A 24,764-nucleotide genomic window follows, 5' to 3' on the forward strand; every position below is an offset into this window, starting at 1 on the left:
CCATCGCCCGCGACGCGCCACCCACGAGGGATCGTTCAGGAGGCCGCCGGTAGCCTGAGAGGGTGACGACGACTCAATTCGAACCCGTGCGCCCGGTCGACATCGAGGTCGTCTCCTCGCAGCTCGGTCGGGAGGCCCGCGGGGTCGTCGGCATCGCCGCGCGCTGCGTGTGCGGCAATCCCACGGTCGTGGCGACGTCGCCGCGCCTGCCCGACGGCACGCCGTTCCCGACGTTCTACTACCTCACCCACCCGGCCGCCACGGCGGAGATGTCGCGGCTCGAAGCGGGGCAGCTGATGCCCGAGCTCGCGGCTCGCCTGGACGAGGAACCCGAGTTCGCCGCGCAGTATCGGCGCGCGCACGAGGCCTACCTCGCCGACCGCGCCGCGTTCGGCGACGTGCCCGAGATCGCCGGCATCTCGGCGGGCGGGATGCCCACTCGCGTGAAATGCCTGCACGCGCTCGCGGGACACGCGCTCGCCGCCGGTCCCGGCGTGAACCCGGTCGGCGATGCGGCGCTCGAGCGGTCCGCGTGGTCGCCCCAGCGCTGCGCGTGCGTCGAGCCGGGGAAGGCCGGATGAGGCGGGTCGCTCGCCTGGCGTCCTTCGCGCTCGCCCTGGTGCTGCTGACCGGCGCGACGCCGACACCGACTCCCGAGGCGACGCCCGATCCGGAGGAGACGAGCGCCCCCGCGATCCGCGACCGCCAGTACTGGCTCAACGATTACGGCGTCCGCCGGGCGTGGAGAACCACGCAGGGCGAGGGCGTGACCATCGCGGTGATCGACACGGGCATCGTGGACGGTCCGCCGGAGTTCGAGGAGGCGGTCGTCGGGGGTACGGACGTCTCCGGCGTGGGAACCCCCGACGGGCGCACCCCCGTCGACGTGGTCAATCGCAATCACGGCAGCTGGGTCGCATCCCTCGCGGCGGCCCGCGGCGGACGCGACACGGACAAGATGATCGGCGTCGCACCGGAGGCGAACCTGCTGTCGGTGTCGCTCGGCTTCGGCGCCGCGGCGACCGTGCCCTTCGCGCAGCAGGTCGCCGACGCTATCGTCTGGTCGGTCGACAACGGTGCGGACGTCATCAACCTCTCGTTCACGACGAACCAGAAGGCCTGGGACGAGTCCTGGGACGACGCGTTCCTGTATGCGATGGAGAAGGACGTCGTCATCGTGGTGGCGGCGGGCAACCGCGGCGCCGGCACGCAGTCGGTGGGTGCGCCGGCGACCATCCCCGGCGTCCTGACGGTGGCCGGCGTCACGCCCGAGGGAGAAGCGAGCTTCGAGGCGTCGACGCAGGGCATCACGATCGGCGTCTCCGCCCCGAGCGAGGGACTGCTCGGCATCTCGGCCGACGGGGTGGTGGAGGAGTGGAAGGGCACGAGCGGCGCCGCCCCGATCGTGTCGGGCATCGCGGCTCTCGTGCGTGCCGCTCATCCGGACCTGAGCGCCGCCGACGTCATCAACCGCATCATCACGACGGCGCGCAAGCCCGAGGGCGTGTCCGAGGTGCCCGATCCGTTCTACGGCTACGGCTTGGTCAACGCCGCCGCGGCGGTGAGCGCGGAGGTGGCGCCCGTGACGGAAAACCCGATGGGCGACCTCAAGCGCTGGATCGAGGTCAATCGCCGTCATCAGCCCGCGCCGCAGCCGACGCCCACCGTGACGCCGGTGGAGATCCCGCCGCTGCCGCCCGCCGACCCGCCCGCCGAGGCGAGGTCGTCGTTCCTGCCGTCCGAGGACGAACTGCGATCGGGCACGCTGCCGCTCGTCGCCCTCAGCGGCGCTGGTATCCTCGTGGTGCTGGGCGTCATCGCGGCCGTGCGACGCGTCCGCTCGGCCCGTGTGCGGCGGTCCCCGAGCAAACCCTGACTCAAGGAGTTCTTCACTCGTGCCCAAGATTCTCATCGTCGGCGGCGGTTACGCGGGTTTCTACACCGCGTGGAAGCTCGAGAAGCACCTGCGTCGCGGGGAGGCGGAGATCGTCATGGTCGACCCGCTTCCCTACATGACGTATCTGCCGTTCCTGCCGGAGGTCGCGGCCGGATCCATCGAGGCACGCCACACCGTCGTCTCGCACCGCCGTCACCTCAAGCGCACGAAGCTGATCACGGCCAAGGTCACCGGCATCGACCACGCCAACAAGACGGCGACGATCTCGCCCGAGGGCGCGGAGCCGTACCCGCTCACGTACGACCACATCGTGGTCACGGCCGGATCCGTCTCGCGCACGTTCCCGATCCCGGGCATCGCCGAGAACGCGGTGGGCCTGAAGTCGGTCGAGGAGGCCGTGTACGTCCGCGACACGCTGATCTCGAACTTCGAGAAGGCCTCGGCGCTGCCCGTCGGCGATCCGCTGCGCCAGCGCCTGCTCACGACGATCGTCGTGGGCGGCGGGTTCGCCGGAATCGAGACCTTCGCCGAGCTGCGCTCGCTCGCGTCGTCGCTCCTGGGCAAGTTCGAGGAGATCTCGTTCGAGGAGACGCAGTTCCACCTCATCGAGGCCATGGGGCGCATCATGCCCGAGGTCTCGCTGCCCACGAGCGAGTGGGTGCTCAAGGACCTCGCCCGCCGAGGCGCGAACGTGCACCTCGAGACGCAGGTCACGAGCGCGGTCGACGGCATCGTGGAGACCTCCACGGGCGACACCTACCCGGCCGGCCTGATCGTCTGGACCGCCGGCGTCATGGCGAACCCCGTCGTCGTGCGCGGCGGCGACCTGCCGACCGAGCCCCGCGGCCGCATCACCACGCTCGCGGACCTGCGTGTCGTCGACGCCGACAAGAACGTCGTCGAGGGTGCCTGGGCTGCCGGTGACGTGGCGGCGGTGCCGGACAAGACGGGCGGCCTGCCGGACGGCACGTGCGTGCCGAACGCGCAGCACGCCGTGCGCCAGGCGAAGCGTCTCGCGAAGAACCTCACCGCCGTCCTGCGCGGCGAGGAGCCGGTGGACTACTACCACAAGAACCTCGGCGCGGTCGCCGGTCTGGGTCTGTACGACGGAGTCTTCCAGTCGGGCAAGATCGCCATCAAGGGCTTCTTCGCGTGGGTGGCGCACCGCGGTTACCACGGCCTGGCGATGCCGACGTGGGAGCGCAAGTGGCGCGTCCTGTGGGGCTGGTGGCACAACCTCTGGCTCGGCCGCGACACGGTGCAGCTCGAGGCCGTGCAGCAGCCGCGCGCGTTCTTCGAGGCGTACGCGTCGCGCCCGAAGCCGCCGGTGGAGGCGTCCGCCGAGCCGGAGAAGGTGCCGGCTTCGGCCAAGTGACTCTGAGCTGGTGAGAGCCGCCACTTCCTCGCGGGGGAGTGGCGGCTCTCGTCGTTCGCGCCGGTAGCGTGGATGAGCCCCCCCGTAGCCCAATCGGCAGAGGCAGGCGACTTAAACTCGCCTCAGTCTGGGTTCGAATCCCAGCGGGGGGACGGCGGTGCCGCGGCGGTGCAGTCCTAACGCCGACCCGTCGTGTTCCACGGTGACGGCGCGCCTCACCTGCTGCGCCGGCGCCGGACGTCCGCCGGATGGCCGACGCGGCGTGTCGGGCGGCGCGTCTAGTATGGGGGCATCACCGAGGGGGGCACCCGATGGAATGGCTGATTCCTGTTGTCATCGTGCTGGCGGTCGTCGTCATCGCGGGCATCTACCTGTGGGCGACGTACAACTCGCTCGTGCAGCTCAATGTGCGCGTCGACGAGGCGTGGAGCGACATCACCGTGCAGCTCAAGCGACGCGCGGATCTGATCCCCAACCTCATCGAGGCGGTCAAGGGATACGCGGCCCACGAGAAGGCCGTGTTCGAGAACGTCACGCGTGCGCGTGCCGAGACGCTCGCGGCCCAGGGGCCGGCGGAGGCGGGCGTCGCCGAGGGGCACATCCAGCAGGCGCTGAAGAACCTGTTCGCGGTCGCGGAGGCGTATCCGCAGCTGCAGGCGAGCCAGAACTACCTGCAGCTGCAGCACTCGCTCGTCGACACCGAGGACAAGATCCAGGCCTCGCGCCGGTTCTACAACGGTGGCGTGCGCGAGCTGAACACCAAGATCAAGGTGTTCCCGAACAACCTGTTCGCCCGCAACCTCGGCTTCTCCGAGCGCGAGTTCTTCGAGGTCGTCGACGGCGCCGCGATCGCGGAGCCGCCGCGCGTGCAGTTCTGATCTCCCGGCTCTGACATCGGCCGCGCGTCCCTCCGGGCGCGCGGCCGATGCCCTGTGCGTGACCGCGGCCCCGACCGGCGCTGCTCAGCCGAACGCCGCGAGCACCTCGCGCTCCTCGTCCGCGGTCAGCCCGGTCAGGGCGGGGTCGTCCGCGGTCTCCAGCCAGGCCAGGGTGTCGCGGGCCGTGTCGGCGACGGGCCGCGTGCGCAGCCCGGCTTGGAAGGCGGGAGCCGCCAGGTGCGTCATCATGCCGTCGTACGCCGGACGCGGCAGCCACAGCGGCAGGGAGCGCGGCCCCATCCAGGGGCTCACCTCGACTCCCTCGAGCTGCTCGTCGGTGGCCCAGCGCCACCGCGGTAGCGCGCCGCACCCGGCGGCGACATCGTCGAGCACGTCGCGGATCGAGGCGGGCTCGCCGATCGCATCGAAGACCCCCGCGGTGCGCCGCTCGGCGAGCAGCGCGATCCAGGCCCCCAGGTCTCGGACGTCGATGAGCTGCACGCGGTCGGACGGGTCGCCCGGAGCGAGCACGATCTCCCCGTCGCTCGCGCGGCGCATCCGGTCGACCCAGTACGTGAACCGGCCCGAGCGGTCGCCCGGCCCCACGATGAGACCCGGTCGCACGATCGCCCGCGATTGCGCCCGCTCGCCGACGAGCCGCTCGCAGCCGGCCTTCAGCCGGCCGTAGTCCGCCATGTCGTCGCTGTCCTCGTCGAGCGGCTCGTGCTGCGGCAGCATCCCCGGGGCGCCGCCGACGGTCGCCTCGTCGGCGTAGACGCTGATCGACGAGACGTACACCCAGTGCGCGGCGCGCAGCTGCGCCAGGGCGGAGCGCACGCGGGAGGGCCGCGAGGAGACGTCCACGACCGCGTCGTACTCCACCCCGGCGAGCTCGGCGGGCAGGGGCGCGTCGCGATCCGCGTGCACGTGACGCGCGCCCTCCAGGGGCGATCCGCTCGCACCTCGGCTGACCGTCGTCACGTCGTGGCCGCGGGACAGCGCGGCTTCCGCCACCGCCCGCGAGAGGAACACGGTGCCGCCCAGCACGAGGAGTCGCATGAGCGCAGTCTGCCCCCGGCCGCCTCGTCGTTCCAGGCATGTTCGCCCCTGGCGCACGGTCTACGGAGCGGCAAGGCTGAGGCCATGAGCGACGAGTCATCCGGCTGCATCGTGGTGGGAGGCGGTCCCGCGGGCATGATCGTGGGGCTGCTGCTCGCCCGCGCGGGGGTCGATACGACGGTGTTCGAGAAGCACGGCGACTTCCTGCGCGACTTCCGGGGGGACACGATCCACTGCTCGACGCAGCTGCTGCTCGACGAGCTCGGACTGATGGAGCAGTTCCAGCGCATCCCGTACTCGCGGCTGGAGACCGCGCGCGTGCCCGCCGCCGACGGCACGCTCGCGACGATCGCCGACTTCCACCGGCTGCGTCATCCGTATCCGTACATCGCGATCGCCCCGCAATGGGACTTCCTCGACGTGCTGGCGCATGCGGGGCGCAGCGAGCCGCACTTCCACCTGCGGATGCACACCGAGGTGACCGGTCTGATCCGGCGGCGAGACCGGATCAGCGGGGTCCGCTTCGTCGACCACGCCACGGGGGAGGAGGGTGAGCAGGAGGCCCTGCTCACGATCGCGGCGGACGGCCGCGGGTCCCGGGTGCGACAGCTCGCCGGGCTCGACGTCCACGAGTTCGGCGCACCGCTGGATGTGCTGTGGTTCCGGATCCCGGTGGGCGACGCCGACAGCCGGCCCGCCGGCATCGGGCAGTCGCTCACGCCGCGCGGCGCGAACGGCAGACTGCTCGTCCTGATCCCGCGCGGCGACTACGTGCAGGCGGGACTGCTCATCCCCAAGGGTCAGGAGGCCGCGATCCGCGCGGAGGGCGTCGAGGCGTTCCGGGCCGCGGTCGCGGCCGCCGTGCCGGAGCTCGCGGCGTCCGCCGCGGCCCTGCGGCTCGAGGACGTGCACGGGCTCGACGTGCGACTGAACCGCGCGCGGCGCTGGTGGACGCGCGGTCTGCTCTGCATCGGCGACGCCGCCCATGCGATGTCGCCGGTCGCGGGCGTCGGCGTGAACCTCGCCGTGCAGGACGGGGTCGCGGCGGCGCGGCTGCTCGCCGGGCCGCTGCGCACGGGCCGGATGAGCGATGACCGCGTGGCCGCCGTGCAGCGCCGTCGCGCGCTGCCCACCGCCGTGACGCAGTTCGCGCAGCGGATCGCGCACCGCGGACTGCGGCGCGCGTTCCGCGTCAAATGGACGCCGATCGTGCCGAAGCCGCTCGCGCGGCTGCTGCGGGCGCTGCCCGGGCTCGCGGCGATCCCCGCGCGGCTCATCGGCGTCGGCGCGCTGCCCGAGCATGCCCCCGACTTCGCGCGGCGCTGACCCGGTCAGGCGACGTCGAGCCCGGCCTCGGGCTCGGGCTGCGGCTCGACGGCAGGGCGGTCGTGGCGGGCCGCATCCGGCATCACGAAGGCGAGGTCGGCCGTCGCATCGCCCCACGTCGAGATCGAGATGTGCGCGAGGCCCTGCCACGCCGCGGCCTCGCGCAGCGCCACGGCGACGCGTTCCGCGGTGATCGCCGGCACCCCGGCCTCCCACCACGCCGACTGCACGCGCAGCGTCGCGGCGGGACGGTCGGCCTTGAGATCGACGCGTCCGACGATGCGGTCGTCGACGAGCACCGGCAGGGAGTAGTAGCCGAACCGGCGCCGGGGAGCCGGCGTGTAGATCTCGATGCGGTAGTCGAAGCCGAACAGGCGCTCGGCCCGTTCGCGGAACCAGACGACCGGATCGAACGGCGTCAGCAGTGTCGCGGCATCGATGCGGCGAGGCAGCACCGCATCGCGGTGCACCCATGCCGGCAGCGGGGCCGCGCCGCGAGTCCAGCCGTCCACCGTCACGGGCGCGAGCTCGCCGTCGTCCACCAGCTCGTGCACCGCCGCGAGCACGGCGCGGCGATCGCGGATGCGGTGGTAGTCGGCGAGATCCGCCGCCGTTGCGACGCCCGAGGCGCGAGCGGCGCGGCGCAGCAGCTCGCGGATGGCGTCGTCGCGCGGCACCTGGGCATCGAGCAGCGGAGCCGGCACGACGTCCTGCGCGAGTGCGTAACGGCGCTCGAAGCCCCGGCGACCCGCGATCGCGACCTCACCGAACCGCCACATCAGCTCGAGCGCGCGCTTGACGACGTCCCAGTCCCACCACGGACCACGCCGCCCGCGATGCGCGTCCGACTCGATCTGCGCGGGACGCAGGGGACCGCGCGCGGCGAGCTCGTCGCGCACCCAGTCGACCGTCGCCGCGTTCTCGTCGTACCAGCTGCCCGCCCCGCCGTACTTGGCGCGCATGGCGTCCATCCGGAAACGCCACAGCGGCCAGTCGTCGATCGGCAGGAACGTCGCCTCGTGCGCGAGGTACTCGACGTATGCGCCCGTGCGGCGCGGTCGGCCACCGGGACCGTGCCGCAGGACGAGCCGGTCGAGGTCGCCCGTGTCGTACGCCCCGAGACGCGAGAAGAGCGGCATGTAGTGAGAGCGGGCGAAGACGTTGACCGAGTCGATCTGCAGCACGCCCATGCGCGCGATCGCGCCGTTGAGCTGGCGGGTGCCGGGGGCGTCGGGTCGGGGGCGCGCGAACCCCTGTGCCGCCAGCGCGACGCGGCGGGCCTCCGGGAGCGACAGGTGCTGCTTCACCCGCCTCACGCTACTCACGGCCACGGACATATTCCGGACGCGGATCGCGCCCCGATCTAGACTGACCGGAATGAGCGACGACAAGCCTCGCACCGGTTTCTGGGACGTGTTCCGCTCCCGGCCCGCCGAGACGCACGCGCCGCAGAGCGCGGCCCCGGCAAGGGAGGGCGCGGAATCGACCGTGCCGGCGGGTCTGCGCATCGCGACCGCGTACGCGTGGCGGTTCCTGGTGGTCGCCGCCGCGGTCGGCGTTCTCGTGTGGCTCGTGATCCAGTTCAAGCTCCTCGTGATCCCGCTGCTCGTGGCGATCCTCATCACCGCGCTCGTGTGGCCCGCGCTGTCCTGGCTGCTGCGACACCGCGTGCCGCGGTGGGTGGCGATCATCGTCACGCTGCTGGGCACGATCGCGATCGTCAGCGCGCTCGTCTGGCTCGTCGCCTGGCAGGTGTCGCGCGAGTTCGGCGGCGTGCGCGACCGCGTGCTCGAGGCCGTCGACGGCTTGCGGGCGTTCCTCGTGAGCATCGGCGTCTCCGAGGCCGAGATCAACGGCTACATCCAGGACGGCTTCGACCTGCTGCAGGCCGAGGCCGCCACCCTGTGGAGCGGCGCGCTCGCCCTGGGCTCCACGGTGGGGCACTTCGCGGCCGGTGCGCTGCTGACGCTGTTCGCCCTGATCTGCATCCTCGCCGACGGCGGCGGCATCTGGCGCTGGACGGTGCGGCTGTTCCCGGCGCAGGCCCGCACCGCCGTCGACCGTGCCGCGCGCAACGGCTGGCAGACGGTCATGAACTACGCGCGCACCCAGCTGCTCGTCGCGACGATCGACGCCGTGGGCATCGGCGTCGGCGCGTTCCTTCTGCAGGTCCCGCTGGCCATCCCCATCGCCGTGATGGTGTTCCTCGGCTCGTTCGTGCCCCTCGTCGGTGCGATCCTGACGGGCGCCGTCGCGGTCTTCATCGCGCTCGTCTACAACGGACCGTGGATCGCGCTCGCGATGCTCGCGGTGGTGCTCGCCGTGCAGCAGATCGAAAGTCACATCCTGCAGCCGATCCTGATGGGATCCGCCGTGAAGGTGCATCCGCTCGCGGTCGTGCTCGTCGTGGCGGGCGGGTCGATGATCGCCGGCATCCCGGGCGCGCTGTTCGCCGTGCCGCTCGCGGCGTTCGTCAACGTCGTCGCCGTGACCCTTTCGACCGGGTCGTGGCGCACGGGCGCGCCGGTGCCCGCCGACCGCCTCATCTGGGACACCGTCCCGAAGACCATCCGACCGGTGCGGCCGGGTGCGTCCGCCGCCGAACCGGCATCGAAGAACGGAACCACCCCGTGACCACCTTGGATCCCGCCCAGCACGCCGTCGGCCCGGACGAGGTGCCGCTCATCCCGACCCTCCCGGAGATCGAGGCCGCCGCGCGGAGCCTCGAGGGCGTCATCAACCACACCCCGCTGGAGTACTCGCTGCACCTGAGCGAGGTGCTCGGCGCGCCCGTGCATCTCAAGCTCGAGAACCTGCAGCGGACCGGGTCGTTCAAGGTGCGGGGCGCGACCTATCGCCTGGCGCAGCTGACGCCGGAGGAGCGCGCGCGCGGCGTCGTCGCGGCCTCGGCCGGCAATCACGCTCAGGGCGTCGCGCTCGGCGCGCAGCAGCTGGGCATCCCCGCGACGATCTACATGCCGCTGGGCGTGCCGGTGCCCAAGCTGCTGGCGACGCGCGGCTATGGCGCCGAGGTCGTGCTCGAGGGCCCCACGGTGGCGGTCGCTCTCGAGCGCGCGGCGGAGCACGCCGAGCGCACCGGCGCGGTGCTGATCCATCCGTTCGACCACCGCGACATCGTGATCGGGCAGGGCACGCTGGGCCTCGAGATCATGGACGACGCGCCGGATGTCACCACCATCCTGGTCGGGATCGGCGGGGGCGGCCTCATCGCGGGCATCGCCGCCGCGGCGAAGGCCCGTGCGGCGGCCGCGGGCCGGGAGGTGCGCGTCATCGGCGTGCAGGCCGAGAATGCCGCACCGTATCCGGTGTCGCTCGAGGCGGGCGAGCCGGTCCGGATCACGACGCAGCCGACGATCGCGGACGGCATCCTCGTGGACAGGCCGGGCGACGTGCCGTTCGCGGTGATCAGCGAGCTCGTCGACGAGGTCGTGACGGTCACGGACGACGACATCGCTCGCGCGCTGCTCGTGCTGCTCGAGCGCGCCAAGGTGGTCGTCGAGCCGGCGGGAGCCGTCGGCGTCGCGGCGATCCTCGCGGGCAAGGTCACGGCGACGGGCACGACGGTCGCGGTGCTGTCCGGCGGCAACATCGACCCGCTGCTGCTTCAGCGCGTCGTCGCGCACGGGCTCTCCGCCTCCGGGCGCTACATGACGATCCGGATCCCGCTGCCCGACCGCCCCGGTCAGCTCGCGCGCGTGTCCGAACTGCTCGCCGAGGCGGGAGCGAACGTCATCGAGGTGCTGCACACCCGCCACGGACAGGGGCTGCAGATCAGCGAGGTCGTGCTGCAGATCTCCGTCGAGACGCGGGGGCAGGAGCACCGCGAGCTCACCCTGCAGATCCTGCGCGACGCGGGATTCCGCCCCGAGGTATTGCCCGACTGAATTCGATCCTCCTGCACGGGGTAGAGATTCGCGCCCGGAGTATGTCGCGTGTCGAGAGATCCGACATACTTGGTGCGCTCACCCGAATGTGAAATGGAGCATCGATGAAGAAATCCCTCGGCGTCCTGGCGACGAGTCTCGCCCTCGCCTTGACGCTGACGAGCGGAGTTTCCGCCCCCGTCCAGGCGGTGGAGACCACCGCAACGTCGACGAACGTTTTCTCCGCGAAGGCAAAGGCTTTCAAGAGCAGTCCCTCACCGACGATCGCCGGCACGGCGATCGTCGGTAAGTCACTGACTGCGAAGACGGGCACTTGGTCGCCGGCTCCCAGGATCTCGTTCCAGTGGTATCGCGGATCGGCGAAGATCACAGGTGCCACGCGGAACGTCTACAGGCTGACCAAGGCGGACGCCGGCAAGAAGATCACGGTGAAGGTCACCGGGAAGAAGACCGGTTACCAAACCGTCACGAAGACCTCTCGTGCGGTAGCGGTGAAAGCCGCGCCGGCGAAGCCGACCGTCAGCCAGCAGAACGCCCTTAAGAAGGCCCAGAGCTATCTGAGGTACTCCGCGTTCTCGCGCTCCGGTTTGATCGATCAGCTGAAGTACGAGGGCTTTTCCACCGCCGACGCGACGTACGGGGTGGACGCGACGAAGACGAATTGGAATGCGCAGGCGGTCAAGGCGGCGCAGAGCTATCTGAAGTACTCGGCTTTTTCGCGCTCGGGTTTGATCGATCAGTTGGAGTTCGAGGGTTTCTCCACGGCACAGGCGACGTATGGCGTGGACGCGACGAAGACGAATTGGAATGCGCAGGCGGTCAAGGCGGCGCAGAGCTACTTGAAGTACTCGGCTTTTTCGCGTTCGGGTCTGATCGATCAGTTGGAGTTCGAGGGTTTCTCCACGGCACAGGCGACGTATGGCGTGGACGCGACGAAGACGAATTGGAATGCGCAGGCGGTCAAGGCGGCGCAGAGCTATCTGAAGTACTCGGCTTTTTCGCGCTCGGGTCTGATCGCTCAGCTGCAGTACGAGGGGTTCACCGCCGTCCAGGCGACTTACGGGGTCAACGCGGTAGGCCTCTAAGACGGCACAATGACGACGAAGGCCCCGCTCCGAGGAGCGGGGCCTTCGTCGCGTGCGTGGGGTCAGCCGGTGAAGGTCTCGACCTTGACGATCTCGACGGCGATGTCCTTGCCGTTCGGAGCCTTGTAGGAGGTCTTGTCGCCCTCCTTGAGACCGAGGATGGCGGCGCCCAGCGGCGACTGCTCGCTGTACACGTCGAGGTCGGTGCCGCCCGCGATCTCGCGGCTGCCGAGCAGGAAGCGCTCCTCGTCACCGAGCACCAGGGCCGTGACGACGGTGCCGGACTGCACGGTGCCGTCGGATTCCGGCGCCTCGCCGACGACCGCGCCCTTCAGCAGACCCTGGAGCTGGCGGATCCGCATCTCGATCTTGCCCTGCTCGTCCTTCGCGGCGTGGTAGCCGCCGTTCTCCTTGAGGTCGCCCTCCTCGCGGGCGATCTCGATGCGCTTGGCGATCTCCTCGCGGCCGGTCGTCGAGAGCTCCTCGAGCTCGCCGGCGAGGCGGTCGTAGGCCTCCTGCGTGAGGAAAGTGACCTGAGCATCGTTCGACACGATGGGCTCCCTTCGATGGACGGAGATAGTGCAAGACGCCCCGGCGTACTGCCGGGGCGTCGATGAGATCTGTGGCTCACCCTACGTGACCCAGCAGGATTCGACCAAACCCGTCGTCGCCTCCGCAACCGTCGGCACGGTCTCCGTGTGCTGCATCCGGTGGTCTCCGTCGCCCTCGTACTCCACGATCAGCCAGCCGACGACGCCGAACTCCTCGTCGAGGGCCTGCACGGCGCAGGCGACGGAGCGCCCGGTCGGCGCCGTGAGCTGGAACGACACCTCGACCGCGTGCGCGTCGCGCACCTCGAAGCCCAGGTCGTCGACCGAGATCGCGTCGATGCTGTTCGAGACCGCGCTCCATCCGAGCCAGCCGACGCCGACGGCGGCGACCGCGATGACGGCCCCCCACGCGATCCGCCGGCGCGCGGGATGGCGGGTGCGGCCGTAGCGGTCGTCGAGCTCGGCCTGGGTGGTCATCGGTCTCCGTGGGGCTCGGTGCGGCGATCGCGGGGGATCGCGAAAGTTAGGCTGGAGCTTCCAGGCTAGAACAGGAGCCACACATGCACGCTCTCGCGGCGACCCCCGTCCCGACCCCCACGCCGACCGTCGATCCGTCGATCGTCACGCCGGGGCCCGAGGGGTTCACGGTCATCGCGATCCTCGTGGTCCTCGTCGCCCTGCTCGTGTTCGACATGCTGCGCCGCGTGCGTCGTACGCGGTACCGCGAGGAGGCCAACGAGGCGCTGGACGCCGAGGAAGCCGCCGCGCGCGGCGATACGCAACAGAACGTGACGCCGCAGGACGCGATGGGGCAGGACGCGACCGCGCAGGACGCCACGGTGCGCGACGAGAAGCCGCGGGACGAGACGGCGCGAGACAAGGACTAGGCGCCTTCTCGGGCTGTTCGCGTCTGCCACGCCGCCCGAGGCGAGCGATGACGTCTCTCGTCGGGTACTCGCCCGGCCCAGAGTTCCGAGCCGTCGTGCCGGGGAGAGGAACCGCATGAAGCGGTCGCGATTCGAGAGGTTCGCGGGGCTCGGCATCCTCGCGGTGACGCTGTGCGCCGCAGGTGTCCTGTGGTGGGTGCTCGCCGCGACCGATCCGCGGCCGTTCTGGCAGCCGCGCACGCTCGAGCTGGGAGCGTGGTCCATCCGCTACGACCCGCATGCGCCGGCCGTGGCGCTGATCGTCGCGGCGATCGCCGTCGCGCTGATCGCCGGGGCGGGCATCGCGGTCTACGAGGACGCCGTCCTGAAGCGCTCGCGCCGCACGGCGCCCCGGGTCGCCGCGCGACCGCTGGCACCGCGCCGGATCATGGCCGACACCCGCGGCGTGTTCGCCGGCGAGGTGACGATCACCGTGCTCATCCCCGCACACGACGAGGAGGCGAGCCTGCCCGCGACGATCGCGTCGCTCCGGGCGCAGTCGACGCCGCCCGAGCGGATCGTCGTCGTGGCCGACAACTGCTCCGACCGCACCGTCGAGGTGGCTCGTGCCGCCGGCGTGGAGGTGTGGGAGACGATCGACAACGACCGGAAGAAGGCCGGCGCCCTCAATCAGGCCCTGCGCCGGGTCCTCCTGACCCTCGGGGACAACGACGCCGTCATGGTGATGGACGCCGACACGCGGCTCGCGTCGGCCGCGTTTCTCGCCACCGCGCGCCAGCGCATGACCGCCGACCGCGCGCTCATGGCCGTGGGCGGCCTGTTCCTGGGCGAGCCGGGGCACGGCGTGCTGGGGATGCTGCAGCGCAACGAGTACGCGCGGTACACGCGCGAGATCGAGCGTCGCCGCGGCAAGGTGTTCGTGCTGACGGGCACGGCGTCTGTGTTCCGCCCGGCGGCGCTGCGCGCCGTCGCCGCGTCGCGGGGAACGCTGCTGCCGGGCACGAACGGCGACGTGTACGACACCGCGGCGCTGACGGAGGACAACGAGCTCACCATCGCGATCAAGAGCCTGGGCGGACTGATCACCTCGCCGCGGGAGTGCACCGTCATCACGGAGCTCATGCCCACGTGGACAATGCTGTGGAAGCAGCGCCTGCGCTGGCAGCGCGGCGCGATCGAGAACCTCGCGGCCTACGGCGTCACCCCGACGACCGTGCGCTACTGGGCGCAGCAGATCGGCATCGGCTACTCGGTCATCGCGCTCAGCGCGTACTTCCTGCTCCTCGCGCTGATGGTGGTGGCGATGGACGAGTGGGTCTGGTTCCCGTTCTGGGCCGGGCTGGGGGCGATCTTCGCCGTCGAGCGGATCGTGACGGTGTGGCGTGCGGGATGGAGGGGCAGGCTGCTCGCGGCGCTCGTGCTGCCCGAGCTCGTGTTCGACCTGTTCCTGGACATCGTGTTCGTCAAGGGCATCATCGACATGGTGTTCCGACGCGAGGCGACGTGGTCGCACCTGAGCGCGCGACGGGCGACCGAGGAGGTGACCGCATGATCCTGGGCGCGCTCATCGCACCTCGGATGGGATTCCTGCTGCCCGAGTCGATCCTGCACAGCGAGTGGTTCGCGGTCCTAGCCGCGTTCGTCGCGGTCAACACCCTGCTCTACCTCGCGCTGGCGATTGCGAAGCTGATGCCGAAGCCGCGTCCGCGCCGCGGGCGCGTGGTCCGCAGCGAGACGCGCAGCATCCATCCCGACGGTCCGGTCTGATCCGCGCGGGCCTTTCCGTGCGGACGGCTCAGGCGGCGACGGCGGCGGGCTCGCCGTAGCGGAAGCCCTGGGCGTAGTCGATGCCCGCCTCCGTGACGACGCGCTCGTGCAGCTCGGTCTCGACGCCCTCGGCGAGCGTCTTGGCGCCCACGCGACGAGACACCGTCACGAACTCGTCGAGGCGGCGACGGGCGGACCGCCGCTGACACGCCTCCCAGACGACGCTCTTGTCGATCTTCACGATCGCGGGCTGCAGCTTCGGGATCCAATCCAGGCACGCATGCTGCGCGCCGGCGTCGTCGATCAGCATGAGGGCGCCCAGCTGCGCCACGCGCGAGCGCAGGTCATCTGCGGTCTCGATGCGGGAGGTCTCCGCCAGCTCGAGCCCCCACCGCCGGCCGGCCGGCAGCGCGCCGTCGATCTCGGGCGCCGTGATCGTGGCAGCCGAGGCGTTGATGGTCACGAGCAGGTGATCGGGCACGATCCGCGCGGCCGCGACGGCGCTGCGCAGCAGCTCGATCTCGAGCTGGATCAGCCGGCCCGCCTCGGCGGCCTGCGCCAGGTGGGCGGTCGGCGGACGTCCGTCGGCGAAGCGCGCGAGCGCCTCGTAGCCGATGACCTCCTCCGAACGCACGTCGATGAGCCGCTGGAAGTGGATCTCATGCCCATTTCCTCGCAGCGGCTCCGGCGCCCTCCAAAACTGCATGATCTCGCTCTCGTCGTGCTCTCCAGCGACTCTAGTCGTCCGGCGACGGCGCGTCGATCCGATGCCCGGGGTGGCGTCGACGGCGGTCGCGTCCGCTAGTCTGTGCGAGTCGCTGATCGGCTACCCGAGCCGTGAAGGCGATTGTCGGCTACCCGAGCCGACGCAACGCCGGCTGCCCGAGCCGGCGCAACGCCGGCTGCCCGAGCCGGTGCACCCTGGAGACAACGCATGTCGCGCTCAGTCGACCATGCCCTCGGCGCTGCCGTGGGCTCGATCCGGCGCGCCCGCGGCCAGGAGCAGGGCCGCCGCCTGCCGCGGCAGTCCAGCTTCTCCTTCGCGACGGCCGTCGGCGCGCTGTTCTTCGCCGTGCTCATCGGCGCGCACGTCCTCGTCCACCGGCACACGCTCGTCGAGACCAGCGCGCAGCTCGCCCAGCTCGCGCTGTGTCTCCTCGGCGGCGCGTGGGCGCTGGCGGCGGGACGGCGGCTTCCGCGCTGGGCGGGGCTCGTGCTCGTGTGCGGCGTCGGGCTGGGGATCACGGTGGCCCAGATGGCCTCGCCGGACATGGGCGGATTCCTCAGCGGCCTGTATCTGCTTCCGCTGCTGGCGCTCTATCTCGGCTGGGCCTATCCCGAGCGGACCGCGCGCCTCGGCATCGGCTGCATCCTGCTCGCGTCCATGGCCGCGGCGGCCGTCAACCCGGCCCTCGGCGGTGTCCTCGGGCCGGTCGGCTGGTCGAGCCTGTACGCAGCCCTGGTCAGCGTCTTCGTGCTCGAGGTGTCGATCGCGCTGATCCGGGGACTCCGTCACGCCATGAGCACCGATCCGCTCACGGGGGCGCTGAACCGGCGCGGCCTTCGCGCGGAGGCGCGCGGCCGGCGGCAGGGCGGGCACTGGGTGGTCGTCATCGACCTCGACGGCTTGAAGCCGTTCAACGACCGGAACGGTCATGCCGCCGGCGACATGCTGCTGCGAGAGAGCGTGCGCGCGTGGCGGAGCGCGCTCGACGACACGGCGCTCATCGGACGCTGGGGCGGCGACGAGTTCGTGATCGTGGTGGAAGCGGATGACGCAGCCGCCGCGCAGGACGCCGTGCTCGCGCTGCGCCGCGCCTCCCCGCACCGGTTCAGCGCCGGCATCGCCGAGCTCACTCCCGCCGTGTCGCTGGACAGGGCGTTCCGGCAGGCCGATCGGCAGCTGTACAGCGACAAGCACCGCACGCCGTCGCGTCCGGCCCGCGTCTTCCCGCCGCGGACGACGGCGGTCCTCACCGCAGTGAGGACGGCCGCAGGCGCCACGCGTCACCGGCTGGCGACGGGGGTCTGCATCGGTGCCGCGGCGCTGTTCCTGCTCACCGATCTCCCCGAAGTGATCCGCGCGGACGCCGGGCCGGAATCGGCGGTCTCGCTCGTCGACGTGCTGATCGGTGCTCTGACGATCGCGGTGGCGCTGGCCATGAGAGACCGCTTCCCGTCGTGGGCGGCTCTGGTGTGGGTGGCGCTGACCGCCGCGACCACGTTCGGTCACCTGGCATGGATGCACTCGCCCGTGCCGCTCGCGGAGGCTCTGCTGGGACTGCAGCTCATCGCGATGCTGCTCGGATGCCTCTACGCGGCGGGCGTCGCCCGCGCGTTCCTGCTCGTCGTCACCGTGGCCATGGTGACAGGCATGATCGCGGCCGGCCCGCGGGCCGGGGACGATCTCGTCCACGTCCCCGTCGTCGTCGGCATCCCCGCCTCGTGGTTCCTCCTCGAGGTGGTGCTGGCCGTGCGACTGCGGATGCGCCGGCTCGCGGAGGTGGACGAGCTGACCGGCGCCCTGAACAGGCTGGGTTTCCAGGACCGTCTGGCTCGTATGGTGCGACGAGCTCATCGGCGTGGCACGGCGCTGACCGTGGTCGCCATCGACTTCGACGACTTCAAGCTGCTCAACGACGAGTACGGCCACCACCACGGCGACCTCGCGCTGCGCACCGCCAGCGCCCGATGGCTGAAGCGGCTGCGAGGCGGCGACGCGCTCGCCCGCTTCGGCGGCGACGAGTTCGTGCTGGCGCTGCCCGGGGTCGACCTGGAAGGCGCCGGTGCCGTGATGCGGCGGCTGCGGCTGCAGGCGGACGAGTCGTGGTCGTGGGGTGCCGCCGCGCTGCGCACGGGGGAGCGTCCCGACGACCTTCTGCTGCGGGCCGACCGAGCGCTCTACGCTGCCAAGGCCGGGCGTGCCACGCGCGTCACGGATGCCGGGCGCGGGTCGGACGCCGGCGAGGCGGCCTCCGGTCGGGTCACCCAGAACGGGTGAACGCGGAGCCTCAGCCGCCGAGCGAGCCGCTCAGGGGCTCGAGTGCGATGAGCAGCGCCGCGGTCCAGTGGCACAGGAACGCCAGCACCGTGCAGACATGGAAGATCTCGTGGAAGCCGAAGCGCCCCGGCCACGGGTTGGGACGCTTGACGCCGTAGACGGCGGCACCCGCCGAGTAGAGCAGGCCGCCGACGATGACCAGCACCATCATCGCGACGTTGGCGTTCAGGAGGTCGACGAGGTACATCACGGCCGCCCAGCCCAGCAGCAGGTACAGCGCCACGTAGAGCCAGCGCGGAGCGCCGAGCCAGAACACGCGGAAGAGGATGCCCAGGATCGCGCCGCCCCACACGAGCGTGAGCAGCAGCGAGCCCTTGCCGGGCGGCAGCGCGAGCACCGCGATCGGCGTGTACGTGCCGGCGATGAGCAGCAGGATGTTCGCGTGATCGATCCGTCGCAGGATCGCCTTGGTCGTCGGATTCCAGTCGAAGCGGTGATAGACCGCCGAGTTGCCGAACAGCAGCAGCGACGACGCCATGAACACGGCCGACGCCCACTTCGCGGGCGCGCCCTCTGAGAGGCTGATCAGGACGATGCCGGCCGCGACCGCCACCGGGAACGTGCCCGCATGGATCCAGCCCCGCCACGTCGGTCTGATCTCGACGTCTGCATCGCGATCGGCTGCGTCCAGCAGAGGAAGCTGAGGCACACCGTCGGCGGAGGTCGGGTCGTCGTTCGCCGGTTGCGTCATGTTCTGAGCGTACGGGCCGGTCCATGCCGACGGCGGCACGAACCCGCGTCGAGGGACGGCCTCGCACGGGACATCCGAGCTCGCGGAGTACCGTATTGCCGTGCGTATCTTGCGTCCGGCCGAGGGCCGCGGCCCGCTGTACCGGTTGTACAGCTCCCGGCTGCGGCGTCAGATCAACCCGGAGAGCGTGCCGCACCACGTCGCGATGGTGATCGACGGCAACCGCCGGTGGGCGAGGCAGCTCGGCTACGACTCGGTCGCGCACGGCTACCGCGCCGGCGCGGCGAAGATCATGGAGTTCCTGGGCTGGTGCGACGAGCTGGGGGTCAAGGTCGTCACGCTCTACCTGCTCTCGAACGACAACCTGCGAAAGCGCGACTCGACCGAGCTCGCCGACCTGATCGACATCATCGCCGACCTGGCGGGCGACCTCGCGGCCAGCGGCGACTGGCGCGTGCACCACGCGGGGCGCCCGGAGGGGCTCCCCGAGACGCTCGCCACGGCGCTGCGGCAGGCGCAGGAGCGCACCCGCACGCACACCGGCCTGCACGTCAATCTCGCCGTCGGCTACGGCGGGCGCCACGAGATCGTCGACGCGGTGCGCCGCATCATCGTCAAGCACGACGAGAGCGGCGGCACGCTCGAGCAGCTCGCCGAGAACCTCACGCCGGAGGCGATCGGGGAGCACCTCTACACCGGGGGACAGCCGGATCCCGACCTGGTCATCCGCACGAGCGGCGAGCAGCGACTGAGCGACTTCCTCGTGTGGCAGAGCGCGCACAGCGAGTTCTACTTCGTGGAGGCGCTGGGACCGGACCTCCGGGAGGTCGACTTCCTGCGCGCCATCCGCGACTACGCCAAGCGCGACCGGCGTTTCGGGGGCTGAGCCGCACCGGCGCGACGATCGCTGACACCGGCCTGCCAGAATGGCGGTGTGACCAGCACCATCGACGCGTTCCGCGCCACGTTCGAGGTCGAACCCGGATACCTCGACTGGGCGGCTTTCGGGCCGGTCTCGCCCGCCGTCCGCGATGAGGTCGCCGCCGACTTCGAGATGCTGAGCACCGGACGCGCGAGCAGCATCGCGCACGTCGCGGCGCAGCAGGACGAGACGTGCGCCCTGATCGCCCGGCTGCTGGGCGCGGCGACCGACGAGGTCACGCTGCAGCCCTCCGCGACGTACGGGTTGATGCACGCGGTCTACGGACTCTCCGGCGGAGTGCTCGCCTCGCCCGCGGAGTTCCCCAACATCCCGACCGCGATCACGCGCGCCGCCGACGCCTTCGGGCGGGTGCGCCCGCAATGGCTGACGGCGCCGGACGGCGTGGTGACGCCGGAGGCGGTCGCGGACGCGCTCGAGGAGGAGACGGCCGCGCTGGTGGTGAGCCACGTCGACTTCCGCACCGGGTACCGCGTCGATCTCGGCGCGCTGCGCGAGGCGATCGGGCCGGACCGGCTGCTGATCGTCGACGCCGTGCAGTCGTTCGGCATCGTGGAGGCGGACTGGCAGGTCGCGGACGTCGTGTGCGGTCATGGCTACAAGTGGCTGCGCGCCGGTCGGGGCACGGGCTTCGCGTGGTTCGGCGCCCGGGCGCGCGCCGCGATCCAGCCCGTCCTGTCCGGGTTCCGCGGAGCCGAGGGCGGCATGACGGTCGACGCCGTGCCGCCACCCGCCGCCTCTGCGCAGGCGTACACCGTCAGCGGCTCCGACGCGATGCTGCCCGCGCGGCTCGCGGTCGCGCTCGCCGAGATCGACGGCGTCGGCGTCGCGGCGATCGAGGAGGGACTGGCCGAGCGCACCGCGCGCGTGATCGAGATCGCGCAGCGGCATGACATCCCCGTCGTGACGCCGCTCGACCCGGCTCGCAGGGCAGGGATCGTCGCGCTCGCGCCCGGCAGTGTCGCGGCGCTCGGCGCGGAGCTCGCCAATCGCGGAGTGAGCGTCACGACCCGGTCCGGGCTGGTGCGCGTCGCACCGCACGTGGGCACCGACGACGAGACGCTCGGACTGCTCGATGACGCGTGCGCGGCGTTCGCGCAGCAGCGCGCGTAGACGCGCGCGGAACGCCGGATCCCGTTCACGAGATCGTAACGAACGACACGCCTGTCATTCGTGGCGCTGGCACGCCCGCCGGGCTTACCGTGAGCGCATCGGGCAAGGCGCCTGATCGGGTCGGCCATACAGGATCGCGACTCGTGGCCCCCAGGTCGACTCGTTGAAGCCGGGCAAGGTTCCCGGGTCGGGAGTGGGGCGTGACCATCAGCACAACTCAGCAGGCCAGCCGTCGCAGCACCAGCACCACGGATCGCAAGACCGGTGCGCGCCAGGCCTCACCCAGCGAAAGCGCGGAGATCCTGCGCACCTACGTGCTCGACACGTCGGTGCTGCTCAGCGATCCCCGGGCGTTCTTCCGCTTCGCCGAGCACTCGGTCGTGATCCCGGTCGTGGTGATCACCGAGCTCGAGGGCAAGCGGCACGATCCCGAACTGGGCTACTTCGCCCGCCAGGCGCTTCGCCACCTCGACGAGCTGCGAGTCGAGCACGGCCGTCTCGACTTCCCCGTGCCGGTCGGCGAAGGCGGCACGCTGCGTGTCGAGCTCAACAACACCGACCCGAGCGTGCTGCCGAGCGGCGTCCGGCTCGGTGACAACGACACGCGGATCCTCGCGGTCGCGATGCACTTGGCGCAGGACGGCAACGAGGTCACCGTGATCTCGAAGGACCTCCCGATGCGCGTCAAGGCCGCTTCGCTCGGACTCTCCGCGGAGGAGTACCTGGCCGAGCAGGCGGTGGACTCGGGCTGGACCGGCATCGCGACGCTGCACCTGTCGGGCGACGACATGGCGGATCTGTACGAGAGCGAGGTCGCGTCGCATGACGACGCGCACGGGCTGCCGGTCAACACCGGCCTCGTGATCCACTCGGAGCGCGGATCGGCGCTCGGCCGCGTCACGGGCGACGCAGAGCTCAAGCTCGTGCGGGGCGACCGCGACGTGTTCGGCCTGCACGGCCGCTCGGCCGAGCAGCGCATCGCGATCGACCTCCTGCTCGACCCCGAGGTCGGGATCGTCTCGCTCGGCGGCCGTGCCGGCACCGGCAAGTCGGCGCTCGCGCTGTGCGCGGGCCTCGAGGCGGTGCTGGAGCGGCAGCAGCAGAAGAAGATCATCGTCTTCCGCCCGCTGTTCGCGGTCGGCGGCCAGGAGCTGGGCTACCTGCCCGGCGACCAGGCGGAGAAGATGAACCCCTGGGGTCAGGCGGTGTACGACACGCTCGGCTCGGTGGTGTCGACCAACGTGCTCGACGAGGTCGTGCAGCGCGGACTGCTGGAGGTCCTGCCGCTCACGCACATCCGCGGACGATCGCTGCACGACGCGTTCGTGATCGTGGACGAGGCGCAGTCGCTCGAGCGCAACGTGCTGCTGACGGTGCTCAGCCGCATGGGGCAGAACTCGCGCGTCGTGCTCACGCACGACGTGGCGCAGCGCGACAACCTGCGCGTCGGCCGCCATGACGGGATCGCGAGCGTCATCGAGACCCTGAAGGGCCACGGGCTGTTCGGTCACGTGACGCTCACCCGCTCGGAGCGCTCGGCCATCGCGGCGCTCGTCACAGACCTGCTGGAGGTCGGCGAGCTCGCCTGACGGTTGTCGGACGCAGATGGCCCGGTCCGCTCGGACCGGGCCGTCTGCGTGTGCGGGCGGCGTTCTCGCCGGTGTTCAGTAAAATCCCAGCATGCGGCCATCGTCGGCCGCCTTTTCTGCGTGTGCGCGACGAAGGAGCTTCAGCATGTCAGACACCAGATCCCGGACCCGAGAGCGGGCGCTGCCGCCCGTCGCGGTCGAGGACAAGCCGAAGTGGACGCCGCTGAAGATCGTCATCTGGGCCGTGATCGCCCTGCTCGGCGGCCTGGGCTGGACGATGCTCGCCATCGTGCGCGGCGAGACGGTCAACGCGATCTGGTTCGTCTTCGCGGCCGTCGCGACGTACCTGATCTTCTACCGCTTCTACTCCAAGTACATCGAGCGCCTGATCACGCGGCCGGACGACCGCCGCGCGACGCCGGCCGAGTACAAGGCGGACGGCAAGGATTTCGTGCCGACCGACCGCCGCGTCCTGTTCGGCCACCACTTCGCCGCCATCGCCGGCGCCGGCCCGCTGACGGGTCCCGTGCTCGCGGCGCAGATGGGCTACCTGCCCGGCACCATCTGGATCATCGTGGGCGTCGTGCTCGCGGGCGCCGTGCAGGACTACCTCGTGATGTTCTTCTCGATGCGTCGCGGAGGCCGCTCGCTCGGGCAGATGGCGAAGGACGAGCTCGGCCGCTTCGGCGGCGCGGCCGCGATCCTCGCGACGCTGCTCATCATGATCATCATCACGGCGATCCTGGCGCTCGTCGTCGTCAACGCGCTCGGCGAGAGCCCGTGGGGCGTGTTCTCCGTCGCCATGACGATCCCGATCGCACTGTTCATGGGCGCGTACCTGCGCTGGATCCGTCCGGGCAAGATCGCCGAGGTCTCGCTCATCGGCTTCGTGCTGCTGATGGCGGCGATCGTCGCCGGCCAGTACGTGGGCGCGAGCGAGTGGGGCCAGGCGATCTTCGGCCTCGACCGCACCACGATCGCGTGGTGCATCATCATCTACGGCTTCGTGGCCGCCGTCCTGCCCGTCTGGATGCTGCTCGCGCCGCGCGACTACCTGTCGACGTTCATGAAGATCGGCGTCATCGTCCTGCTCGCGGTGGCGATCCTGTTCGTGCAGCCGACCGTGCAGATGCCGGCGCTCAGCATCTTCGCCGCCGGTGAGACCGGCCCCGTCTGGGCGGGAAGCCTGTTCCCGTTCCTGTTCGTCACGATCGCGTGCGGTGCGCTTTCGGGCTTCCACGCGCTGATCTCCTCGGGCACGACGCCGAAGATGGTCGAGAAGGAGAAGCAGACCCGCTTCATCGGCTACGGCGGCATGCTCATGGAGTCGTTCGTCGCCATCATGGCGCTCGTCGCGGCGATCACGATCGATCAGGGCATCTACTTCGCGATGAACTCCTCTCCGGCCGCGACGGGCGGCACGGTCGAGGGCGCCGTGGCCTTCATCAACAACCTCGGCCTCACGGGCGTGAACGTCACGGCCGAGCAGCTCACGGGCGCCGCGGTCGGCGTGGGCGAGGAGTCGATCATCTCCCGCACCGGCGGCGCGCCGACGCTGGCCTTCGGGCTCGCGAACATCCTGCACCAGTGGCTCGGAGGCACCGCGTGGCTGGGCTTCTGGTACCACTTCGCAATCATGTTCGAGGCGCTGTTCATCCTCACCGCGGTGGACGCCGGCACGCGCGTCGCCCGGTTCATGCTGCAGGACTCGATCGGCAACATCGTCCCGAAGTTCAAGGACACGTCGTGGCGCGTGGGCGCCTGGATCTGCACGGCGATCATGGTCGCCGGGTGGGGCGCCGTCCTGCTCATGGGCGTGACGGATCCGCTCGGCGGCATCAACACGCTGTTCCCGCTGTTCGGCATCTCGAACCAGCTGCTGGCGGCGATCGCCCTCGCGGTCGTGATGGTGATCATCGCCCGTCGCCGCACGTTCAAGGGCCTGTGGATCGTCGCCGTCCCGCTCGCGTTCGTGACCGTGGTGACGTTCACCGGCTCGATCCAGAAGATCTTCTCGCCGACCCCGGCGGTGGGCTACTGGGCCAACCACGTGAAGTTCCGCGACGGCATCGCCGACGGCACGTACGCCGACTTCGCGCCGGGCGTGGACGACGCGGCCAAGCTCGCGGCGGCCGAGGCCACCGTGCGCAACACCGCGGTGCAGGGCACGCTCTCGATCGTGTTCCTCGTGCTCGCGGCGATCGTCATCTCGGTCGCGATCATCCAGGTGGTCAAGGCGTTCCGCGCGACGGAGGTCATCGACAACGAGGACCCGGCGGTGCCGTCGCGTCGCTTCGCCCCCGCGGGCCTGTTCGCCACGGCGGAGGAGCGCGCGCTCGAGAAGGAGTGGAACGCGCTCCCCGAGGAGATGCAGCCGACCCGTGGTCACTGACACGCGCCCGCAGGTCCGGCCGACCACCCTCGCGGCGATGGCCGGCCGGGGCTGGCGCGCACTCGTGTGGTTCATCAAGGGCGTGACGGGGGAGTCGAAGTACGACTCGTACCTCGCGCACGAGCGCGCCGTCCATCCGGATCGCGAGCCCATGACGCCCGCAGAGTACTGGCGCTGCGTCTACAGCGAGCAGGACGCGAACCCCGGCTCGCGCTGCTGCTGAGCGTCGGATCGACGTCAGCGGGCCC

At 71.0% G+C, this 24,764-nt stretch carries 23 protein-coding genes and 1 tRNA gene; 18 read left to right on the plus strand and 6 right to left on the minus strand.

Going from position 1 to position 24,764, the window contains the following annotated elements:
• Nucleotides 1-62: 62 nt before the first annotated feature.
• The 5 genes from BJP60_RS04975 (at nt 63) to BJP60_RS04995 (ending at nt 4,150) form a co-directional block, all read left to right on the plus strand.
• Complete coding sequence (locus BJP60_RS04975; RefSeq protein WP_203137957.1) at nt 63-581, plus strand: DUF501 domain-containing protein; 519 nt, start codon at nt 63-65, stop codon at nt 579-581.
• Nucleotides 578-1,876 carry a S8 family serine peptidase gene (locus BJP60_RS04980; protein WP_203137958.1) on the plus strand — a complete coding sequence of 433 codons (1,299 nt, stop codon included), beginning with the start codon at nt 578-580 and terminating at the stop codon, nt 1,874-1,876. The genes BJP60_RS04975 and BJP60_RS04980 overlap by 4 nt, the downstream gene beginning before the upstream one ends.
• Before the next feature lie 19 nt (nt 1,877-1,895).
• The gene (locus tag BJP60_RS04985; protein WP_203137959.1) at nt 1,896-3,272 is read left to right on the plus strand and encodes an NAD(P)/FAD-dependent oxidoreductase; all 1,377 of its coding nucleotides are present in this window, start codon (nt 1,896-1,898) and stop codon (nt 3,270-3,272) included.
• Between the two features lie 78 nt (nt 3,273-3,350).
• Nucleotides 3,351-3,424, plus strand: a tRNA-Leu gene (locus BJP60_RS04990).
• Nucleotides 3,425-3,583: 159 nt separating this feature from the next.
• On the plus strand, nt 3,584-4,150 hold the full coding sequence (locus BJP60_RS04995; RefSeq protein WP_203137960.1) for a LemA family protein: 567 nt from the start codon (nt 3,584-3,586) through the stop codon (nt 4,148-4,150).
• Between the two features lie 84 nt (nt 4,151-4,234).
• Here the strand turns inward: BJP60_RS04995 and BJP60_RS05000 are convergent, their stop codons facing one another.
• Entirely contained in the window at nt 4,235-5,209 is a 975-nt protein-coding gene (locus tag BJP60_RS05000; RefSeq protein WP_203137961.1) for an NAD-dependent epimerase/dehydratase family protein, read from the minus strand.
• A gap of 84 nt (nt 5,210-5,293) precedes the next feature.
• On the opposite strand from BJP60_RS05000, the gene BJP60_RS05005 reads away from it, so the two are divergent.
• Nucleotides 5,294-6,535, plus strand: coding sequence for an FAD-dependent oxidoreductase (locus BJP60_RS05005; RefSeq protein WP_203137962.1), 1,242 nt, complete (start codon nt 5,294-5,296; stop codon nt 6,533-6,535).
• A gap of 5 nt (nt 6,536-6,540) precedes the next feature.
• Here the strand turns inward: BJP60_RS05005 and BJP60_RS05010 are convergent, their stop codons facing one another.
• Nucleotides 6,541-7,842 carry a winged helix-turn-helix domain-containing protein gene (locus tag BJP60_RS05010; RefSeq protein WP_238439566.1) on the minus strand — a complete coding sequence of 434 codons (1,302 nt, stop codon included), beginning with the start codon at nt 7,840-7,842 and terminating at the stop codon, nt 6,541-6,543.
• 70 nt (nt 7,843-7,912) lie between these two features.
• Between BJP60_RS05010 and BJP60_RS05015 the strand changes: the two genes are divergently transcribed.
• From BJP60_RS05015 to BJP60_RS05025, 3 genes are all read left to right on the plus strand, one after another.
• A complete protein-coding gene (locus tag BJP60_RS05015) occupies nt 7,913-9,169 on the plus strand; it encodes an AI-2E family transporter (RefSeq protein ID WP_203137966.1) in 1,257 nt (418 codons plus the stop codon).
• On the plus strand, nt 9,166-10,440 hold the full coding sequence (ilvA, locus tag BJP60_RS05020; RefSeq protein WP_442923405.1) for a threonine ammonia-lyase: 1,275 nt from the start codon (nt 9,166-9,168) through the stop codon (nt 10,438-10,440). Before BJP60_RS05015 ends, ilvA begins: the two co-directional genes overlap by 4 nt.
• Before the next feature lie 104 nt (nt 10,441-10,544).
• Complete coding sequence (locus BJP60_RS05025; protein ID WP_203137968.1) at nt 10,545-11,525, plus strand: Ltp family lipoprotein; 981 nt, start codon at nt 10,545-10,547, stop codon at nt 11,523-11,525.
• A gap of 62 nt (nt 11,526-11,587) precedes the next feature.
• On the opposite strand, the gene greA is transcribed toward BJP60_RS05025, so the two are convergent.
• On the minus strand, nt 11,588-12,076 hold the full coding sequence (greA, locus tag BJP60_RS05030) for a transcription elongation factor GreA (protein ID WP_203137971.1): 489 nt from the start codon (nt 12,074-12,076) through the stop codon (nt 11,588-11,590).
• An 81-nt stretch (nt 12,077-12,157) separates the two neighbouring features.
• Nucleotides 12,158-12,553 carry a DUF4307 domain-containing protein gene (locus BJP60_RS05035; RefSeq protein WP_203137973.1) on the minus strand — a complete coding sequence of 132 codons (396 nt, stop codon included), beginning with the start codon at nt 12,551-12,553 and terminating at the stop codon, nt 12,158-12,160.
• An 83-nt stretch (nt 12,554-12,636) separates the two neighbouring features.
• Between BJP60_RS05035 and BJP60_RS05040 the strand changes: the two genes are divergently transcribed.
• The 3 genes from BJP60_RS05040 to BJP60_RS05050 all read left to right on the plus strand — a co-directional run bounded on the left by BJP60_RS05040 (nt 12,637) and on the right by BJP60_RS05050 (nt 14,730).
• Entirely contained in the window at nt 12,637-12,963 is a 327-nt protein-coding gene (locus BJP60_RS05040; RefSeq protein WP_238439567.1) for a hypothetical protein, read from the plus strand.
• A 115-nt stretch (nt 12,964-13,078) separates the two neighbouring features.
• Entirely contained in the window at nt 13,079-14,515 is a 1,437-nt protein-coding gene (locus tag BJP60_RS05045; RefSeq protein WP_203137975.1) for a glycosyltransferase family 2 protein, read from the plus strand.
• Complete coding sequence (locus tag BJP60_RS05050) at nt 14,512-14,730, plus strand: hypothetical protein (protein ID WP_238439568.1); 219 nt, start codon at nt 14,512-14,514, stop codon at nt 14,728-14,730. Before BJP60_RS05045 ends, BJP60_RS05050 begins: the two co-directional genes overlap by 4 nt.
• 28 nt (nt 14,731-14,758) lie before the next feature.
• Here BJP60_RS05050 and BJP60_RS05055 read toward each other — a convergent pair whose 3' ends face one another.
• The gene (locus tag BJP60_RS05055; RefSeq protein WP_203137979.1) at nt 14,759-15,436 is read right to left on the minus strand and encodes an EAL domain-containing protein; all 678 of its coding nucleotides are present in this window, start codon (nt 15,434-15,436) and stop codon (nt 14,759-14,761) included.
• A gap of 228 nt (nt 15,437-15,664) precedes the next feature.
• On the opposite strand from BJP60_RS05055, the gene BJP60_RS05060 reads away from it, so the two are divergent.
• Nucleotides 15,665-17,731 (plus strand): GGDEF domain-containing protein, encoded by a 2,067-nt coding sequence (locus BJP60_RS05060; protein WP_203137980.1) that lies wholly within the window; start codon nt 15,665-15,667, stop codon nt 17,729-17,731.
• A 10-nt stretch (nt 17,732-17,741) separates the two neighbouring features.
• Here BJP60_RS05060 and trhA read toward each other — a convergent pair whose 3' ends face one another.
• Nucleotides 17,742-18,482 carry a PAQR family membrane homeostasis protein TrhA gene (gene trhA / locus BJP60_RS05065; RefSeq protein WP_203137981.1) on the minus strand — a complete coding sequence of 247 codons (741 nt, stop codon included), beginning with the start codon at nt 18,480-18,482 and terminating at the stop codon, nt 17,742-17,744.
• Nucleotides 18,483-18,591: 109 nt separating this feature from the next.
• Between trhA and BJP60_RS05070 the strand changes: the two genes are divergently transcribed.
• The 5 genes from BJP60_RS05070 (at nt 18,592) to BJP60_RS05090 (ending at nt 24,739) form a co-directional block, all read left to right on the plus strand.
• On the plus strand, nt 18,592-19,368 hold the full coding sequence (locus BJP60_RS05070) for an isoprenyl transferase (RefSeq protein WP_203138972.1): 777 nt from the start codon (nt 18,592-18,594) through the stop codon (nt 19,366-19,368).
• Nucleotides 19,369-19,416: 48 nt separating this feature from the next.
• A complete protein-coding gene (locus BJP60_RS05075; RefSeq protein WP_203137982.1) occupies nt 19,417-20,535 on the plus strand; it encodes an aminotransferase class V-fold PLP-dependent enzyme in 1,119 nt (372 codons plus the stop codon).
• Between the two features lie 299 nt (nt 20,536-20,834).
• Complete coding sequence (locus tag BJP60_RS05080; RefSeq protein ID WP_238439629.1) at nt 20,835-22,124, plus strand: PhoH family protein; 1,290 nt, start codon at nt 20,835-20,837, stop codon at nt 22,122-22,124.
• A gap of 145 nt (nt 22,125-22,269) precedes the next feature.
• Nucleotides 22,270-24,516, plus strand: coding sequence for a carbon starvation CstA family protein (locus BJP60_RS05085; protein WP_203137985.1), 2,247 nt, complete (start codon nt 22,270-22,272; stop codon nt 24,514-24,516).
• Nucleotides 24,506-24,739 (plus strand): YbdD/YjiX family protein, encoded by a 234-nt coding sequence (locus BJP60_RS05090; protein ID WP_238439569.1) that lies wholly within the window; start codon nt 24,506-24,508, stop codon nt 24,737-24,739. Before BJP60_RS05085 ends, BJP60_RS05090 begins: the two co-directional genes overlap by 11 nt.
• The last annotated feature ends 25 nt before the right edge of the window (nt 24,740-24,764 follow it).

This window comes from Microbacterium sp. JZ31 (assembly GCF_016805985.1).
In the GTDB taxonomy this organism is placed as follows: Bacteria; Actinomycetota; Actinomycetes; order Actinomycetales; family Microbacteriaceae; genus Microbacterium.